This is a genomic window from Rhodanobacter sp. OR92 (assembly GCF_000427545.1).
Classification (GTDB): Bacteria; Pseudomonadota; Gammaproteobacteria; order Xanthomonadales; family Rhodanobacteraceae; genus Rhodanobacter; species Rhodanobacter denitrificans.
On sequence record NZ_ATYF01000012.1, the window covers coordinates 201885 to 218478 of the forward strand.

The 16594-nt window shown below is 67.0% G+C and carries 17 protein-coding genes; 4 read left to right on the plus strand and 13 right to left on the minus strand.

Going from position 1 to position 16594, the window contains the following annotated elements; genetic code table 11:
- Positions 1 to 2: 2 nt before the first annotated feature.
- On the minus strand, positions 3 to 1331 hold the full coding sequence (locus tag RHOOR92_RS0106245) for a TRZ/ATZ family hydrolase (RefSeq protein WP_027489877.1): 1329 nt from the start codon (positions 1329 to 1331) through the stop codon (positions 3 to 5).
- Between the two features lie 218 nt (positions 1332 to 1549).
- The gene (gene efp / locus RHOOR92_RS0106250; protein ID WP_007510530.1) at positions 1550 to 2116 is read right to left on the minus strand and encodes an elongation factor P; all 567 of its coding nucleotides are present in this window, start codon (positions 2114 to 2116) and stop codon (positions 1550 to 1552) included.
- Between the two features lie 117 nt (positions 2117 to 2233).
- On the opposite strand from efp, the gene epmB reads away from it, so the two are divergent.
- Positions 2234 to 3250, plus strand: a complete 1017-nt coding sequence (gene epmB / locus RHOOR92_RS0106255) for an EF-P beta-lysylation protein EpmB (RefSeq protein WP_007510521.1) — start codon at positions 2234 to 2236, stop codon at positions 3248 to 3250.
- 134 nt (positions 3251 to 3384) lie between these two features.
- Positions 3385 to 5427: a GGDEF domain-containing phosphodiesterase gene (locus tag RHOOR92_RS0106260; protein WP_027489878.1), complete on the plus strand. Its 2043-nt coding sequence runs from the start codon at positions 3385 to 3387 to the stop codon at positions 5425 to 5427.
- A gap of 95 nt (positions 5428 to 5522) precedes the next feature.
- Here RHOOR92_RS0106260 and rplS read toward each other — a convergent pair whose 3' ends face one another.
- The 5 genes from rplS to ffh all read right to left on the minus strand — a co-directional run bounded on the left by rplS (position 5523) and on the right by ffh (position 9053).
- Positions 5523 to 5915, minus strand: coding sequence for a 50S ribosomal protein L19 (gene rplS, locus RHOOR92_RS0106265; RefSeq protein ID WP_007510517.1), 393 nt, complete (start codon positions 5913 to 5915; stop codon positions 5523 to 5525).
- Positions 5916 to 5959: 44 nt separating this feature from the next.
- Positions 5960 to 6733, minus strand: coding sequence for a tRNA (guanosine(37)-N1)-methyltransferase TrmD (trmD, locus tag RHOOR92_RS0106270; protein WP_007510515.1), 774 nt, complete (start codon positions 6731 to 6733; stop codon positions 5960 to 5962).
- 35 nt (positions 6734 to 6768) lie between these two features.
- Complete coding sequence (gene rimM / locus RHOOR92_RS0106275) at positions 6769 to 7284, minus strand: ribosome maturation factor RimM (protein ID WP_027489879.1); 516 nt, start codon at positions 7282 to 7284, stop codon at positions 6769 to 6771.
- Between the two features lies 1 nt (position 7285).
- Entirely contained in the window at positions 7286 to 7540 is a 255-nt protein-coding gene (gene rpsP, locus RHOOR92_RS0106280; RefSeq protein ID WP_015447205.1) for a 30S ribosomal protein S16, read from the minus strand.
- Between the two features lie 133 nt (positions 7541 to 7673).
- Complete coding sequence (gene ffh, locus RHOOR92_RS0106285; RefSeq protein ID WP_007510507.1) at positions 7674 to 9053, minus strand: signal recognition particle protein; 1380 nt, start codon at positions 9051 to 9053, stop codon at positions 7674 to 7676.
- Positions 9054 to 9149: 96 nt separating this feature from the next.
- Between ffh and ccsA the strand changes: the two genes are divergently transcribed.
- A complete protein-coding gene (gene ccsA / locus RHOOR92_RS0106290; RefSeq protein ID WP_007510505.1) occupies positions 9150 to 9947 on the plus strand; it encodes a cytochrome c biogenesis protein CcsA in 798 nt (265 codons plus the stop codon).
- A gap of 9 nt (positions 9948 to 9956) precedes the next feature.
- Here the strand turns inward: ccsA and radA are convergent, their stop codons facing one another.
- The 6 genes from radA to RHOOR92_RS0106320 all read right to left on the minus strand — a co-directional run bounded on the left by radA (position 9957) and on the right by RHOOR92_RS0106320 (position 15017).
- Positions 9957 to 11342, minus strand: coding sequence for a DNA repair protein RadA (gene radA / locus RHOOR92_RS0106295; protein WP_007510503.1), 1386 nt, complete (start codon positions 11340 to 11342; stop codon positions 9957 to 9959).
- 113 nt (positions 11343 to 11455) lie between these two features.
- Entirely contained in the window at positions 11456 to 12850 is a 1395-nt protein-coding gene (locus RHOOR92_RS0106300; RefSeq protein ID WP_007510500.1) for a replicative DNA helicase, read from the minus strand.
- A gap of 289 nt (positions 12851 to 13139) precedes the next feature.
- Positions 13140 to 13589: a 50S ribosomal protein L9 gene (gene rplI, locus RHOOR92_RS0106305; RefSeq protein ID WP_015447200.1), complete on the minus strand. Its 450-nt coding sequence runs from the start codon at positions 13587 to 13589 to the stop codon at positions 13140 to 13142.
- A 151-nt stretch (positions 13590 to 13740) separates the two neighbouring features.
- Entirely contained in the window at positions 13741 to 13971 is a 231-nt protein-coding gene (gene rpsR / locus RHOOR92_RS0106310) for a 30S ribosomal protein S18 (protein ID WP_007081973.1), read from the minus strand.
- Positions 13972 to 13985: 14 nt separating this feature from the next.
- On the minus strand, positions 13986 to 14408 hold the full coding sequence (gene rpsF / locus RHOOR92_RS0106315; protein WP_007510489.1) for a 30S ribosomal protein S6: 423 nt from the start codon (positions 14406 to 14408) through the stop codon (positions 13986 to 13988).
- 282 nt (positions 14409 to 14690) lie between these two features.
- Entirely contained in the window at positions 14691 to 15017 is a 327-nt protein-coding gene (locus RHOOR92_RS0106320) for an iron-sulfur cluster assembly accessory protein (protein WP_007510487.1), read from the minus strand.
- Between the two features lie 151 nt (positions 15018 to 15168).
- Here RHOOR92_RS0106320 and asnS point away from each other — a divergent pair, with 151 nt between their 5' ends.
- A complete protein-coding gene (gene asnS, locus RHOOR92_RS0106325) occupies positions 15169 to 16584 on the plus strand; it encodes an asparagine--tRNA ligase (protein ID WP_027489880.1) in 1416 nt (471 codons plus the stop codon).
- Positions 16585 to 16594: the final 10 nt, after the last annotated feature.

Consider the following 16594-nt stretch of genomic DNA (forward strand, 5'->3'; position numbering starts at 1 on the left):
GTTCAGGCCGAGGCAATACGTTCGCGCCAGGCGCGCGTGCGCTCCAGGATCGCGGCGGTGTCCATGCCGGTCAGTTCGCGCGCGGCCAGCTTGCGCTTGCCGGCGATCCACACGTCGCTGACCTGGTGGCGGCCGGTGGCGTAGACCAGCTGCGAGACGACGTGGAACAGCGGCTGGGTTTCCAGGTCGCTCAATCGCACGGCGGCGAAGTCGGCCTGCTTGCCGACTTCGATCGAGCCGATCTTCGCCTCCAGTCCGACCGCCCTGGCGCCGTTGAGCGTGGCCGCGCGCAGCGCGAACGCCGCATCGAACGCGGCAGCGTCGCCGGCCACCGCCTTGGCCAGCAGCGCGGCAGTGCGCATCTCGCCGAACATGTCCAGGTCGTTGTTGGAGGCGCAGCCGTCGGTGCCGAGCGCCACGTTGACGCCGGCCGCGCGCAGCTTTTCGGCCGGACAGAAGCCGGAAGCGAGCTTGAGGTTGGACTCCGGGCAGTGCACCACCGACACGCCGGCGGCAGCGCAGGCGGCGATCTCGCCGTCGGTCAGCTGGGTCATGTGCACCGCGATCAGGCGATCGTTGACCAGGCCCAGTTTCTGCAGGCGCTGGAACGGACGCAGGCCACTCTTGGCCTTCTCGTCCTCGACCTCGTGCGCGGTCTCGTGCGTATGCAGATGCACCGGGATGTCGAGCTGGTCGGACAGCACGCGGATGCGCTCGAAGCTCTCGTCCGACACCGTGTACGGCGCGTGCGGCACGAACGCGGTGCTGATCAGGCCGTCGCCGCGGAAGCTGTCGTGCACTTCGCCGGCGCGCTCGAAGTATTCGTCCTGGCTCTTCGCCCACGCGGTGGGAAACTCGATCACCGGCAAGCCGACCACCGCGCGGAAACCCAGCTTGCGGTAGGTGGCGCCGATCACGTCGGGAAAGAAGTAGTTCTCGTTGGCGCAGGTGGTGCCGCCGCGCAGCATTTCGGCCACCGCCAGCTCGACGCCGTCGCGCACGAACTCCGGCCCCATCACCTTCGCCTCGGCCGGCCAGATGTGCTGCTGCAGCCATACCATCAGCGGCAGGTCGTCGGCCAGGCCGCGCAGCAGGGTCATCGGGTTGTGCGTGTGGCTGTTGACCAGGCCGGGGATCAGCGCGTGCTCGGCAAGCGAAACGCGCTCGCGCGGCGCGTAGGTGGCATGCGCCCCGGCGATCGGCAGCAGTGCCGCGATGCGCCCGTCCTGCACCACCACCGCATGGTTCTCCAGCACCACGGCATGCGGCTCGACCGGCACCACCCAGCGGGCTTCAATGAGGAGGTCGACGGGCTGGGGGGGCTGGTTCATCGTTCACTCACTGTGCAAGGGGTGGATACGAGAAAGGGCGGTGCACCGTGCAGCGCCCGCCCCATGTCCGTCATCCCGGACCAGGTCCGGATCCCATGTTGCTGCGGCTGCTTGTGCAAAGAGTGAGGCGCGCTGCGCACGAGTGTTTCACTGGATCCCGGCTTGCACCGGGATGATGCACCGGCAACAGCGCGGGCGAATGCCTGCGCGCCGGTTCGTCACTTGACGCGGCTGACGTATTCGCCGGTGCGGGTGTCGACCTTGATCACCTCGTCCTGGCCTACGAACAGCGGCACGCGAACCACCGCGCCGGTCTCCAGCTTGGCCGGCTTGCCGCCGCCGCCGGAGGTATCGCCGCGCACGCCCGGATCGGTCTCGACGATCTTCAGCTCGACGAAGTTCGGCGGCTGCACCGCGATCGGCCGGCCGTTCCACAGCGTCACCACGCACTCCTCCTCGCCCTTCAGCCACTTCGCGGCGTCGCCGGCGGCCGCCTTGTCGGCCTGATGCTGCTCGAACGTCTCCTGCTGCATGAAGTGCCAGAACTCGCCGTCGCTGTAGAGGTACTGCATGTCGGTATCGACCACGTCAGCGCCTTCGAACGACTCGCTCGACTTCAGCGTCTTCTCGGTGGTGCGGCCGTTGAGCAGGTTGCGGATGCGGATGCGGGTGAACGCCTGCCCCTTGCCCGGCTTGATGAACTCCGCCTCGACGATGACGTAGGGATCGCCGTCGACGATGATCTTCACCCCGTTCTTGACGTCGTTGAGACCGTAAGTGGCCATGCAGTGAGCTCCGATATGTGAATTTCAATGTTCAAGGGCCCGAAACGGGCCCTTGCGCCGCTGCCGGCAGCTAAAATAGGTGGTTTGACGGGCCGGCCGGCCCAGACAAGGCCACACATGATAACCGCAAGCCCTGCCGCACGCATTACGCCGGACGCCCCGGCCGCCGACTGGCGCCAGCTGTGGCGCGAAGCCGTCACCGACGCTGGCGAACTGCTGGACCTGCTCGGACTGCAGCACCTCGCCGACCAGCTGCCGCCGGCAGACGCCGGTTTCCAGCTGCGCGTGCCGCGCGGCTTCGTCGCCCGCATGCGCCATGGCGACCCGCGCGACCCGCTGCTGCTGCAGGTGCTGCCGCAACTGGCCGAGCTGGACGAGGTGCCCGGCTTCGTCGTCGACGCGGTCGGCGACATGGCGGCGCGCGAGGCACGCGGCGTGCTGCACAAGTACGCGGGCCGCGCCCTGCTGATCGCCAGCGGCAGCTGTGCGGTGAATTGCCGCTACTGTTTCCGTCGCCACTTTCCCTACGGTGAGGAAATGGCCGCCAGCAACCACTGGCGGGAGGCACTGGAGCACTTGCGCCGCGCGCCGTCGATCAACGAGCTGATCCTCTCCGGCGGCGACCCCCTGTCGCTGGCCACCGGCAAGCTGGAGGAGCTGACGCAGGAACTGGCAGGCATCCCCCACGTGACCCGCCTGCGCATCCACAGCCGCCTGCCCGTGGTGCTGCCCGAGCGCATCGACGACGCCTTCATCCACTGGCTGGCGTCGCTGCCCCTGCAAAAAGTGGTGGTGCTGCACGCCAACCACGCGAACGAGCTCGACGCCAGCGTGGACGCCGCCTGTGCCAGGCTGCGCGAAGCCGGCGCCACGCTGCTGAACCAGTCGGTGCTGCTCAAGGGGGTGAACGACGGTGCCGATACCCTGGCCGACCTGTCCGAGCGGCTGTTCGCCGCCGGCGTGCTGCCGTACTACCTGCACCAGCTCGACCGCGTGCAGGGCACGGCGCACTTCGAGGTTGACGACAGCCGCGCACTGGCGCTGATGGAGGCCCTGCGTGCACGCCTGCCGGGCTACCTGGTGCCCCGGCTGGTACGCGAGGTGGGCGGCGACGCCTCCAAGCGTCCCCTGTAAACCGGGCAGCGGTGCCTGTTGCACGGTTTTCCCGCTGGCGGCTGCCGGCGGAATCCGTTACAAACAGTCATCGCGGCTGAATGCGCAGACCGCCCGGTACCGCCTGCGATGATCAACGGACAGCATCACGCCCCATGAAAAAAGATTACGTCATCAAGATCCTCTTCGTCGAAAGCTCGCTGGAAGAGGCCGAGCAGATCATCAGCCTGTTGCGCAATACCGGCATTGCCGTGCGGCCGGCCCGTGCCACCAATGTGGAACAGATGCAGGCTGCGGTGAACGAGCTGGAACCGGACGTGGTGATGTTCGACCCGGCGATCACCAGCATCAACCTGGAGGACGCCGTCAAGGTGCTCGATGCCTACGGCCGCGACTACTCGCTGCTGGGCCTGGTCAACTCGATCGACAACCAAGTTGTGGCGGAGCTGTTCGTGCATGGCGCCCGCGGCGTCGCCTCGCGCAGCCAGCCGAAGCAGCTGATCGCGGTACTGCAGCGCGAGTTCGACTCGCTGCAGACGCGCCGCCAGGTGCGCCGCCTGGAGACCGCCCTGCGCGAATCGGAGCGGCGCTGCGACGCGCTGCTCGACTCGTCCACCGACGCGATCGCCTACGTGCACGAGGGCATGCACGTGCGCGCCAACCAGGCCTACCTGGAAACCTTCGGCTACGACAGCTTCGACGACCTGCTCGGGCTGCCGGTGCTGGACATGATCGACTCGACCCATGCCGACGAGTTCAAGGCCCTGCTGCGCGGCCACGCACGGCAGGAGAAGACGCCGTCCCAGCTCACCCTGCACGCGCGCCGCGCCGACGGCAGCCAGTTCGACGCCACGGTGGAATTCGCGCCGGCCACGTTCGAGGGCGAACCCTGCCTGCAGATCGTGTTCCGCCGGCAACTCGTCGACCAGGCCGTGCTGGAGCAACTGCAGCGCGACCCGGTCACCGGCCTGTTCAATCGCGCCCGCATGCTGGAATCCATCGACGACGCCGTCACCGCGGCGGCCAAGGGCAAGAAGGGCCAGTCGCTGCTGCTGATCGAGCCGGACAACTGGGCCTCGCTGGTGGGCGGCATCGGCCTGGGCAAGGCCGACGAACTGCTGGCCGGCTTCGCCGACCGCATCCGCATGCTGCTCGGCGCCGACGACGTCGCCGGCATGCTCGCCGAACACACCCTGGGCGTGGTGCTCGACTCGCGCCCGGACGAGGCGATCAGGGAGTGGATCGCCAAGTTGCAGCACAGCGTCAGCAACGAGATCTTCGACGCCGGCTCGCGCTCGATCACGGTCACCGCCAGCATCGGCGGCAGCCTGCTGGGCGAGAAGAACGCGAACACCGAACTGTTGCTCAACCAGGCCAGCCAGGCCCTGCGCACCGCGCAGAGCCTCGGCGGCAGCCAGGTGGAACTGCACGACCCGGCCGCGCGCGAGAAGGCTGACGAGGAACGCGAGCGCTACTGGCTGGAACTGCTGCGCAACGCACTCACCGGCGAAGGCCTGCTGCTCTACCACCAGCAGACCATCAGCCTGCAGGACGCCGAGGGCGACTATTCGGAAATCCTGTTGCGCATGAACGGCCCGCAGGGCGAGGTGTTGCCCGGCTTCTTCATGCCGATCGCCGAAAAACACGGCCTCACCGGCGCGATCGACCGTTGGGTATTCGACCAGACCATCAAGGCGCTGCAGGATCGTGAAGGCCAGGGCCAGCAGACCACGTTCTTCGTCAAGCTCACTGCTGCCTCGCTGCAGGACGACACCCTGCTGGCGTGGCTGGGCGATCGGCTCAAGCTGGCGGGGCTGAAGCGCGGCCAGCTGGTGCTGGAGATGACCGAGAGCAAGGTGATGACCTTGCTGCGCCCGGCCCAGGAGTTCGTCAACGGCTGGAAGAAGCTGGGCGGCCGCTTCGCGCTTGAGCAGTTCGGCTCGGGCCTGAACTCGTTCCAGTTGCTCAACCACATCGACGCGGACTACCTGAAGATCGACCGCAGCTACATGGCCGACTTGCCGCAGCACCCGGAAAGCCAGAAGAAGGTCTCCGAAATCTGCCTGCAGGCCCACGAGCTGAAGCGTCAGACCATCGCCGAATGGGTCGAGGACGCCACCAGTACCTCGCTGCTGTTCGCCTGCGGCGTGGATTTCGTGCAGGGAAACTTCCTGCAGCAGCCGCAGCGCCTGGAGTAACCCCTTCCGGCAAAACCTGCCGCACGCCACCCCGCAAGCACGAAAAAACCCGCGGATCGCTCCGCGGGTTTTTCATGCAGCGATGGCGCAGCGGATTACTCGGCGGCGGCAGCCTTCGCGTTCGCCTTGGCGGCGGCGGCAGCGGCGACGTCTTCCTTGATGCGGGCGGCCTTGCCTTCCAGGCCACGCAGGTAGTACAGCTTGGCGCCGCGCACCTTGCCCCTGCGCTTCACGGTCACCGAGTCGATGGCCGGGCTGTGCGCCTGGAACACGCGCTCCACGCCGGTGCCATGCGAGATCTTGCGCACGGTGAAGGCCGAATGCAGGCCGCGGCTGCGCTTGGCGATGACGATGCCCTCGAACGCCTGCACGCGCTCGCGGTTGCCTTCCTTCACCTTGACGTTGACCACCACGGTGTCGCCGGGGCTGAATTCCGGCAGCTGGCGGGTGATCTGCTCGGATTCGAACTGTTCAATGATCTTGTTCATGGCGCACCTGTCGGTTCACTTCAGCGATATCAATGCTGCGGTCGTCATTCGGCCGCATCGTCTTGCCGCAAACGCCCGGCTTGGGCATGTTCGCGGCGGAATTCATCCAGCAAGGCCCGGGATGCCGCATCCAGTCCACGCTGTGACAACAAGTCCGGGCGACGCAACCAGGTGCGTCCCAGCGACTGCTTCAGGCGCCAGCGGGCAATTGCCGCGTGGTCGCCGGACAGCAGCACGTCCGGCACGCTACCCAGTGCATCGTGCACCGGCCTCGCATAGTGCGGGCAATCCAGCAGGCCGTCGGCGAACGAATCCTGTTCGGCCGACTGTGCATCGTGCAACGCACCTTCCTGCAAGCGCCCCACCGCGTCGATGACCACCGCCGCGGCGAGCTCGCCGCCGGACAGCACATAATCGCCGATGGAAAGCTCCTCGTCGACCTCGTGCGCCAGCAGACGCTCGTCCACACCTTCGTAACGCCCGCAGAGCAGAGCGATGCGCGGCAACTTCGCCAGCGCCTCCACCCGGCCCTGCGTCAGCCGCACTCCCTGCGGACTGAGATAAACCAGATGCACCGGTTCCGGTGCCGCCGCGCGCATGGCCGCCAGGGTCGTGCGCAACGGCTCGATCATCATCACCATCCCGGGACCGCCGCCATACGAGCCGCTGTCCACGCTGCGGTGCTTGTCGGTGGCGTAGTCGCGCGGGTTCCAGGTTTCCACCTGCAGCAGCTCGCGTTGCTGCGCGCGTCCCACCACACCGACGGCGGCGCACTGGCGCACGAAGTCGGGAAACAGGCTGACGACATCGATGCGCATGATCCTCGACCCCTTCAGCCCGCGACCCGGCGACGTCAGAACTCGGGATCCCAGTCCACCACCATGCGCCCTGCGGACAAGTCCACCGAACGCACATACGAACCCTGGACGAAGGGAACCAGCCGCTCGCGCTCGCCGTCCCTCACCACCACGACATCGTTGGCACCGGTGGCGAACAGGTGACTGACCCGCCCCAGCTTCACGCCTTCCGTGGTGACGACCTCAAGTCCTTCGAGATCGACCCAGTAATACTCGCCTTGCGCCGGCGGCGGCAGCTGCTCGCGGGCGACATGGATGTCGGCACCGACCAGCGCCGCTGCCTGCTCCCGGTCGTCCACCCCGGGCAGATGGGCCACCATGCCCTTGCCCTGCGCACGACCCTTCACTCCGCTGACCTGCGTCTCCGTGCCGGGCGCTGCACCGAGCAGCCACGGCTGGTAGTCGAAGATGCGCATGCGCGGCTCGGCGAAGGATTCGATCTTCAGCCAGCCCTGCACGCCATACAGCCCGACGATGCGTCCGATCAGGACGCGCCGACCGGCTGCCGCCACTTCAGGCAGCCTGCTGCTTGCCGGCTTCCTTGACCAGGGCGGCGACCTTGTCGGTCAACTGGGCACCCTTGCCGACCCACTCCTGCACGCGCGCGATGTTCAGCTCAAGGCGCTTGTCCTTGCCCGCCGCGACCGGGTTGTAGAAGCCCACGTTCTCGATGTTGCGGCCGTCGCGCTTGTTGCGCTGATCGGTCACGACGACGTGGTAGAACGGACGGCCCTTGGCGCCACCGCGCGAAAGACGAATCTTGACCATGGTAAAACTCCAGAATTGCCGAATCAGCGGCAGGCGCACGAGAGTCGTGCGCGGTAAACGGGGTATTTTAGGGGCGTAATCGGGAAAAGGGAATAGGGCATCGGAAAAGCAGCCTCGGACTGCGCCGCCGCCCTCAGCGCATCGGCGGCAGCCCGCCCATGCCGCCCATGCCCTTCATGGCGCCGCGCATCTGCCGCAGCAGGCCCTTGCTGCCACCCTTGGACAGCTTGGACATCATCTTTTCCATCTGCATGTACTGCTTCAGCAGGCGGTTGACGTCGGCCGGCTGGGTGCCTGAACCGCGCGCCACGCGGGCGCGGCGCGAGCCGTTCAGCAAATCCGGATGGCGGCGCTCCTTCTTCGTCATCGAGCTGATGATCGCGATCATCCGATTCATCTCGCCATCGTTCACTTTCGATTTGACGCTGTCCGGCAGGCTGGACACGCCGGGCAGCTTGTCCATCAGGCCGGCCAGGCCGCCCATGTTGCCCATCTGCTCCAACTGGTCCTTCATGTCGTTCAGGTCGAAGCGCTTGCCCTTCATCACCTTCTGGGCCAGCTTCTGCGCCTTGTCCTGGTCGACCTTGCGCTCGACCTCCTCGACCAGCGACAGCACGTCGCCCATGCCGAGGATGCGCTGGGCCAGGCGATCCGGGTGGAACGGCTCCAGCGCGTCGCTCTTCTCGCCGGCGCCGAGGAACTTGATCGGCTTGCCGGTGACGTAGCGCACCGACAGCGCGGCACCGCCGCGGGCGTCGCCGTCGGTCTTGGTCAGGATCACGCCGGTCAGCGGCAGCGCCTCGTTGAATGCCTTGGCGGTGTTGGCGGCGTCCTGGCCGGTCATTGAATCGACCACGAACAGGGTCTCGATCGGCGTGACCGCGGCGTGCAGCGCCTTGATCTCGGCCATCATCGCCTCGTCCACGTGCAGGCGGCCGGCGGTATCGACCAGCAGCACATCGACCACCTCGCGCCGCGCAGCGGCGATCGCGTCCCTGGCGATCTGCACCGGATCCTGACCCGCCGCGGACGGGAAGAACTTCACCCCGACCTGCTCGGCCAGCGTGCGCAACTGCTCGATGGCGGCCGGGCGGTAGACGTCGCAGCTGACCACCATCACCTTTTTCTTCTTGCGCTCGGTCAGCAATCGCGCCAGCTTGGCCACCGTGGTGGTCTTGCCGGCGCCCTGCAGGCCGGCCATCAGCACCACGGCCGGCGGCTGCTGGGCCAGGTTCAGCTCGGTGTTGGCAGTGCCCATCACCACGGTCAGCTCGTCGCTGACCACCTTGATCAGCGCCTGGCCCGGCGACAGGCTCTTGGTCACGTCCTGGCCGACCGCGCGTACCTTGATGCGCTGGATCAGCGCCTGCACCACCGGCAGCGCCACGTCCGCCTCCAGCAGCGCGATGCGCACCTCGCGCAGGGCTTCGCGGATGTTCTCCTCGGTCAGCCGGCCGCGACCGCGCAGGCGATTGACGGTGGTGGAAAGGCGTTGGCTGAGCGACTCGAACATGGCGAAACCGGCAAACGGGAAAGTGGCCGATTATAGCGGACGGATCGCTCCGCTCCGCATGCATGCCGGCACGACCCTGTGCGACACTGCGCGGCCATGACCCTCCACGTTCTTGCCCTGCTCGCCATCGTGCTCTATCTCGCCGCCGCTGCCGGGCTGGCGCGCCCGCTGCTGGGCGGCGGGCAACCGCTGAACCGGCTGGCGCTGGCGCTGGCCGGCAGCGCCGTGCTGATCCACGCCGGCATCCTGCTGGGCATGCACCGCGGCGCGCTGGACCTGCACTTCTTCGCCGCGCTGTCGCTGGTCGCGTTCGTCGTCTCGGCACTGACCCTGCTGGTGAACGCCTCGCGTCCGGTCGCCGCGCTCGGCGTCATCGTGTTCCCGCTGACCGCCGCGCTGCTCGCGCTGGATGGCTTCCTGGCGCCGCCCACCCTGCCGCAGCCGATGGACTGGCAGATCAAGCTGCACGTGACGGTGGCCCTGCTCGCGTTCGGCGTGCTGTCGATCGCCGCGGCGCTGGCGATCCTGCTGGCGCTCCAGGAGCGGGCGTTGCGCCATCGCCAGTTCGGCCGCTGGCTGCGCGCGCTGCCGCCGCTGACCCTGACCGAAACCCTGCTGTTCCGCCTGATCAGCGCCGGCTTCGTGCTGCTTACGCTGACCCTGCTCACCGGCGTGCTGTTCGTCGACAACCTGTTCGGCCAGCACCTGGCGCACAAGACCGTGCTGTCGATCGGCGCCTGGCTGGTGTTCGGCGTGCTGCTGTACGGCCGCTGGCGGCACGGCTGGCGCGGCGCGCGCGCAGTCAACCTGACCCTGATCGGGATGGCCGTGCTGGTGCTGGCGTTCTTCGGCAGCAAGGCGGTGCTGGAACTGATTCTGCACCGGGGGATGTAGCGGCAACGTTCAGCGGCAGGCGTCGATCGCCTCGCTCAAGCGCTCCACCCCGACCACCTCCATCTCGCCGACGCGACCCTTCTTCGGCGCGTTCGCCTTCGGCACGATGGCGCGGCGGAAGCCGTGATGGGCAGCTTCCTTCAGGCGCTCCTCGCCGTTCGGCACCGGGCGGATCTCGCCGGACAGGCCGACTTCGCCGAAGGCGATGGTGTGCTCCGGCAGTGGCCGGTCGCGCAGGGACGACAGTACCGCCAGCAGCACCGGCAGGTCGGCGGCGGTTTCCTGCACGCGGATGCCGCCGACCACGTTGACGAACACGTCCTGGTCGTAGGCCGCCACGCCGCCATGCCGGTGCAGCACGGCCAGCAACATCGCCAGCCGGTTCTGCTCCAGCCCCAGGGTGACCCGGCGCGGATTGCCCAGCGAGGACTGATCGACCAGCGCCTGTACCTCCACCAGCAGCGGCCGGGTGCCCTCGCGGGTGACCATCACGGCGCTGCCCGAAGTCGGCCCCGCGTGCGCGGACAGGAAGATCGCCGACGGGTTCGGCACTTCGCGCAGGCCCTTGTCGCTCATCGCGAACACGCCCAGTTCGTTGACCGCGCCGAAGCGGTTCTTGAACGCGCGCAGCACGCGGAAGCGCGAACCGGATTCGCCCTCGAAATACAGCACTGCGTCGACCATGTGCTCCAGCACGCGCGGGCCGGCGATGCCGCCTTCCTTGGTGACGTGGCCGACCAGGAACACCGAGGTGCCGGTCTCCTTGGCATAGCGGGTGAGCTTGGCCGCCGACTCGCGCACCTGTGACACCGAACCGGGCGCGGCGGTGAGCAATTCGGTCCAGATGGTCTGGATCGAGTCGATCACCAGCACCCGCGGGCGCATCGCCGCGGCCTGTTCGAGGATGCGCTCGATGCAGGTTTCGGCCAGCGCCTGCAGCGGCTCCAACGGCAGGCCCAGGCGCTGCGCGCGTGCGGCCACCTGCGCCAGCGATTCCTCGCCAGTGACATAGACGCTGGACAGATGCGCGCCCAGCGTGCCCAGCATCTGCAGCAGCAGGGTGGACTTGCCGATGCCGGGGTCGCCGCCGATCAACACCACCGAACCCTCGACCAGGCCGCCCCCCAGCACGCGGTCCAGTTCGCCAATGCCGGTCAGCGTGCGCGCCTCGGTGGTCAGCGCCACCGCGGTCAGTGGCGTGATGCGCGGCGCGCCGGCGGCGGCACCGGCGTAGCTGGAGCGCTGCGCGCCCACCGACGGCTTCGCCGCCGAGGCCGGCGCCAGCACGATCTCGCTGAGCGTGTTCCAGGCGCCGCACTCGGCGCATGAACCTTGCCACTTCGGGTGTTCGGCGCCGCAATCGGTGCAGACGTAGGCGGTCTTGGCTTTGGCCATGCGGGTTCCCGGCTGGATGCGTGGATGAAGCGAGCTTGGCACGCGATCATCGCAGGCGACGAGACGTATCGGCGCGAAAAGCTGTCCGTTTTCGCCGCGCGGTTTCCTTGCGCTCAGTCGAACGAGCCGACGAACGAATCCGACGCGTAGTTCACGAACTGGGTGTAGTGGCCGAGGAAGGTGAGCTTGCAGGTGTCGGTGGGGCCGTTGCGCTGCTTGCCGATGATGATCTCGGCGACGCCCTTGTCGGGCGATTCCTTGTTGTAGTACTCGTCGCGGTAGATGAACATGATCACGTCGGCGTCCTGCTCGATCGCGCCGGATTCGCGCAGGTCGGACATCATCGGACGCTTGTCGGCGCGCTGCTCCAGCGAGCGGTTCAACTGCGACAGGGCAATCACCGGCACGTTCAGCTCCTTGGCCAGCCCCTTCAGCGAGCGCGAGATCTCCGAGATCTCGGTGGCGCGGTTCTCCTTGTTGCCGGGCACCTGCATCAGCTGCAGGTAGTCGATCACGATCAGGCCCAGCCCGCCGTGCTCGCGGTGCAGCCGGCGCGCGCGCGAGCGCAGCTCCACCGGCGACAGGCCAGGCGTGTCGTCGATGAAGATCTTCGCTTCGGACAGCAGCGCGATCGCATTGGACACGCGCGGCCAGTCCTCCTCCTGCAGGTCGCCGTTGCGCAGATGCTGCTGGTGGATGCGCCCGACCGAGGAGATCAGCCGGAATGCCAGCTGCGAGGAGGACATTTCCATCGAGAACACCACCACCGCCTTCTTGCCGCCCAGCGCGGCGGCCTCGGCGATGTTCAGCGCGAAGGCGGTCTTGCCCATCGACGGGCGCGCCGCCACGATGATCAGGTCCGACGGCTGCAGGCCGGAGGTGAGCCTGTCCAGGTCGGTGAAGCCGGTGCTGACGCCGGTCAGCTGGCCGCGGTTCTCGTAGCGCTCGGTGAGCAAGCGGAACGCGTCCTTCACCGCCTCGCGCATGGAGACGGAGTCTTTCTTGCCGCGCGCGCCGGATTCGGCAATGTGGAACACGCGCTGCTCGGCGCTTTCCAGCACCTCGTGCACGCTCTTGCCCTCGGGCCGGTAGCCGTCCTCGGTGATCGAGGTGCCGGCGTCGATCAGCTGGCGCAGCACCGATTTCTCACGCACGATCTCGGCGTAGGCGGCGATGTTGGCGGCGCTGGGCGTGCTGTTGGCCAGCTCGATCAGGTAGCCGGCGCCGCCGACCATCTCGGCCAGGCCGTTGCTCTCGAACCAGTCGCCCAGGGTCACCGCGTCGCACGGCATGCCCTTGTTCGCCAGCTCGTTGATCGCACGCCAGATCAGCCGGTGGTCCTTGCGGTAGAAGTCATCCTCGGCGAGCCGGTCGGCCACCTTGTCCAGCGCATCCGGCGCCAGCATCAGGCCACCCAGCACCGCCTGCTCGGCCTCGATGGAATGCGGCGGCACCCGCAGTGCCTCGATGGCGGGAGAGGAAGGTTTGCGCTCGGGCACGAAGGACATCGACTTACCTCGAAAAATTACCCCGCGAGCGGCACGCGATGCACCGACATGTCGCGGGTAGCCACACGGACACCATGATGCGCGGCGGCGTCTCAACCGTCGATACAACAACCTTGTGGATAAGCTGTGGGTTGATGGGGATAAAACCTGTGAACACGGAACGGGGAATCGAAGGCAGGAACCGCGACGCTCCGGCCGTTTCCCATTCTCCATTCCCTATTCCCGGCCTCCAAAAACAAACAGGCGCCTCGCGGCGCCCGTTCGTTCCACCACGCGGATGGCGTACGGCTTACTTGTCGCCGACCACGACCACCTTGACCGTGGTCTGCACGTCGGCGTGCAGACTCACCACCACGTCGTACTCGCCAACGTTGCGCAGCGGGCCTTCGCCCAGGATAACTTCGTTCTTGTGGACTTCGTGGCCGGCGGCGACCAGCGCCTCGGCGATGTCGCGCGGACCAACCGAGCCGAACAGCTTGCCTTCGGCGCTGGAGTGTGCGGCGATGGTGACCGATGCATCGGCCAGCTTGGCCTTGCGCGACTCGGCATTGGCCAGCATGGTGTTGGCCTTCGCCTCGTATTCGGCGCGACGCTGCTCGAACGCGGCCAGGTTGGCGGCATTGACGCGCACGGCCTTGCCTTGCGGCAGCAGGTAGTTGCGCCCGTAACCCGGCTTCACGACGACCTTGTCGCCGAGCGTACCGAGGTTGCGGACCTTCTGCAGAAGAATGAGTTCCATGATGCTTTCCTGTTCGTTAGCGCCGGTGTGGCCCGGCGCAGCCAGAGGACGGTTGTCCGAATTTCCGGGAAGGGGAAATGGGGAACAGGAACAGCAGGTGCCGCGAGGCAACCAACTCCCTATTCCCTGCTCCCTATTCCCTGCTTTTCAATCAGACGTCGTGGTTGTCGGTATACGGCAGCAGCGAGAGGAAGCGCGCACGCTTGATCGCGGTGGCCAGCTGGCGCTGATAGCGGGCCTTGGTGCCGGTGATGCGGCTGGGCACGATCTTGCCATTCTCGGTGACGTACTGGCGCAGGGTGTTGAGATCCTTGTAGTCGATCTCCTTCACGTCCTCGGCAGTGAAGCGGCAAAACTTGCGGCGGCGGAAAAACTTGGACATGGCTGTGCTCCTGATCAGTCGTCGCTGTCGCGATCGTTGTCGCGGTCGTGGCCGCGGCCCTCGCCCTCACCCTCGTCGTCGCGACGGCGGGTGGACTTGGCATCGTCCTTCTCCTTCGACTTCAGGATGAAGGACGGCTCGGTGTCGGCCTCGTCGCGACGGATCACCAGGTGGCGCAGCACGGCGTCGTTGAAGCGGAAACCCGACTCCAGCTCGTTCAGCGCGTTCTGGCTCACTTCGATGTTGAGCAGCACGTAATGCGCCTTGGCCAGGTTGACGATCGGGTAGGCCAGCTGGCGGCGCCCCCAGTCTTCCAGGCGGTGGATCTTGCCGCCGTCGGTCTCGATCAGCGCCTTGTAGCGCTCGAGCATCGCGGGGACCTGCTCGCTCTGGTCCGGATGGACCATGAACACAACTTCGTAATGACGCAGGGTCATTGTAGGTTGACTCCTTGTGGATGCGGCCTTGCGGCCTCGCAGCCTCCCGCCGGTGCGGTGAGGCAAGTGTCCTGCCGGCGCCGGTTGGGGTGCGGACAGAAGCGGGATTCTACGTGGAATGCGCGATGCCGCGCAAGTGACTGAATCTGAAGAGTACCGTCACGGATGACCGCCTTCCGGCTCATGCGCCCACGAAAGAGCAGACGGGACTTGAAAGGTCCGGCCACGGATGGCCGCTTTTGACCTCCGCGCCCAGGGATGAGCGCACAAGTACCGCCTCGCTCAACCCACCGTGAAACTCTCGCCGCAACCGCATTCGCCGGTGGCGTTCGGGTTGTGGAACACGAAGCTGGCGTTGAGTCCCTGCCGCTGAAAGTCGATCACCGTGCCGTCGACCAGGGACAGGCTCTTGTCATCGACGATCAACGGCAGCCCGTCCACCTCGACCAGGGAATCGCCCTCGCCGACCGCATCGGCCAGATCCACCACGTACGCGAAGCCGGAGCAGCCGCTGCGGCGGACCCCGAAACGCACGCCGGCCGCAGTCGGCGTGCCAGCCAGGAAGTGGCGCATGCGTTCGTTGGCGGCGGGAGTGATGGTGATGCTCATGGCGATGGGTGTCGACCTCGATGGATGGCCCGGAAAGTCGCGGCGCGGGCGATGCCTACATTATCATGCCGGTTTGGCCTTGCGGCGCCGCCGCGCGCGCCGTTCATCATCTACGCGCCGACGTGCGGCGCATCAGCAGGAGTTTCAACCGATGGCTGTGGTCAGTCCGACGCTATGCAGCGTGAAGCAGGCTCTTTCCGGCAAGCTCGATGCCGGCAGCGCGGTGACCGTGCGCGGCTGGGTGCGCACCCGCCGCGACTCCAAGGCCGGCCTGTCTTTCGTCAACGTCACCGACGGCTCCTGCTTCGACCCGATCCAGGCGGTGGTGCCGGCCACGCTGGCCAATTACGACAGCGAGGTGAAGCACCTCACCGCCGGCGCCGGCGTGATCGTCAGCGGCACGCTGGTGCCGTCGCAGGGCAAGGGCCAGGCGTTCGAACTGCAGGCCGACAGCGTGCAGGTCACCGGCTTCGTCGACGACCCGGAGACCTACCCGATCCAGCCCAAGCAGCACACCATGGAATTCCTGCGCGAGGTGGCCCACCTGCGCCCGCGCACCAACCTGTTCGGTGCGGTGACCCGGGTGCGCCACACCATGATGACGGCGATCCACCGCCACCTCACCGAACAGGGCTTCTTCTGGATCAACACGCCGATCATCACCACCTCCGACGCCGAGGGTGCCGGCGACATGTTCCGCCTGTCCACGCTGGACCTGGCCAACCTGCCGCGCCTGCCCGACGGCAAGATCGACTTCCGCAAGGATTTCTTCGGCCGCGAGGCGTTCCTCACCGTGTCCGGCCAGCTCAACGTCGAGGCGTACGCGCTGGCGATGAGCAAGGTCTACACCTTCGGCCCCACTTTCCGCGCCGAGAACTCCAACACGCCGCGCCACCTGGCCGAGTTCTGGATGGTCGAGCCGGAGATCGCGTTCGCCGACCTGGCGGCCGACGCGGACTGCGCCGAGGCGTTCCTGAAGGCGATCTTCAAGGCCGTGCTGGACGAACGCCCGGACGACATGGCGTTCTTCGCCGAGCGCGTGCAGAGCGACGCGATCAGCCGGATGGAAGCGTTCATCGCCAAGCCGTTCGAGCGCATCGACTACACCGACGCCATCGCGATCCTGCAGAAATCCGGGCAGAAGTTCGAATACCCGGTGGCTTGGGGCATCGACCTGCAAACTGAGCACGAACGTTACCTGGCCGAGAAACATATTGGCCGTCCGGTGGTCGTAATGAACTACCCCGAGGCAATCAAGGCGTTCTACATGCGTCTGAACGATGACGAGAAGACGGTCGCGGCGATGGACGTGCTGGCGCCGGGCATCGGCGAGATCATCGGCGGCAGCCAGCGCGAGGAGCGGCTGGACTATCTCGACCGCCGCATGGTCCAGTTCGGCCTCGACCCCGCGGCCTACGGCTGGTACCGCGATCTGCGCCGTTATGGCACGGTACCGCATGCCGGCTTCGGTCTCGGCTTCGAGCGACTGCTGGTCTACATCTGCGGCCTGTCCAACATCCGCGACGCCATCCCTTATCCCCGGGCCGCCGGAACGGCCGACTTCTGAGCGACCCATT

Coding starts and splice junctions, on each gene's coding strand:
- RHOOR92_RS0106320 (WP_007510487.1), bottom strand. CDS start 15,017: ATGAGCATCACCATCACTCCCGCCGCCAACGAACGCATGCGCCACTTC.
- epmB (WP_007510521.1), top strand. CDS start 2,234: ATGATAACCGCAAGCCCTGCCGCACGCATTACGCCGGACGCCCCGGCC.
- RHOOR92_RS0106260 (WP_027489878.1), top strand. CDS start 3,385: ATGAAAAAAGATTACGTCATCAAGATCCTCTTCGTCGAAAGCTCGCTG.
- RHOOR92_RS0106245 (WP_027489877.1), bottom strand. CDS start 1,331: ATGAACCAGCCCCCCCAGCCCGTCGACCTCCTCATTGAAGCCCGCTGG.
- trmD (WP_007510515.1), bottom strand. CDS start 6,733: ATGCGCATCGATGTCGTCAGCCTGTTTCCCGACTTCGTGCGCCAGTGC.
- asnS (WP_027489880.1), top strand. CDS start 15,169: ATGGCTGTGGTCAGTCCGACGCTATGCAGCGTGAAGCAGGCTCTTTCC.
- rplI (WP_015447200.1), bottom strand. CDS start 13,589: ATGGAACTCATTCTTCTGCAGAAGGTCCGCAACCTCGGTACGCTCGGC.
- rplS (WP_007510517.1), bottom strand. CDS start 5,915: ATGAACAAGATCATTGAACAGTTCGAATCCGAGCAGATCACCCGCCAG.
- rpsF (WP_007510489.1), bottom strand. CDS start 14,408: ATGACCCTGCGTCATTACGAAGTTGTGTTCATGGTCCATCCGGACCAG.
- rpsP (WP_015447205.1), bottom strand. CDS start 7,540: ATGGTCAAGATTCGTCTTTCGCGCGGTGGCGCCAAGGGCCGTCCGTTC.
- efp (WP_007510530.1), bottom strand. CDS start 2,116: ATGGCCACTTACGGTCTCAACGACGTCAAGAACGGGGTGAAGATCATC.
- ccsA (WP_007510505.1), top strand. CDS start 9,150: ATGACCCTCCACGTTCTTGCCCTGCTCGCCATCGTGCTCTATCTCGCC.
- RHOOR92_RS0106300 (WP_007510500.1), bottom strand. CDS start 12,850: ATGTCCTTCGTGCCCGAGCGCAAACCTTCCTCTCCCGCCATCGAGGCA.
- rpsR (WP_007081973.1), bottom strand. CDS start 13,971: ATGTCCAAGTTTTTCCGCCGCCGCAAGTTTTGCCGCTTCACTGCCGAG.
- radA (WP_007510503.1), bottom strand. CDS start 11,342: ATGGCCAAAGCCAAGACCGCCTACGTCTGCACCGATTGCGGCGCCGAA.
- ffh (WP_007510507.1), bottom strand. CDS start 9,053: ATGTTCGAGTCGCTCAGCCAACGCCTTTCCACCACCGTCAATCGCCTG.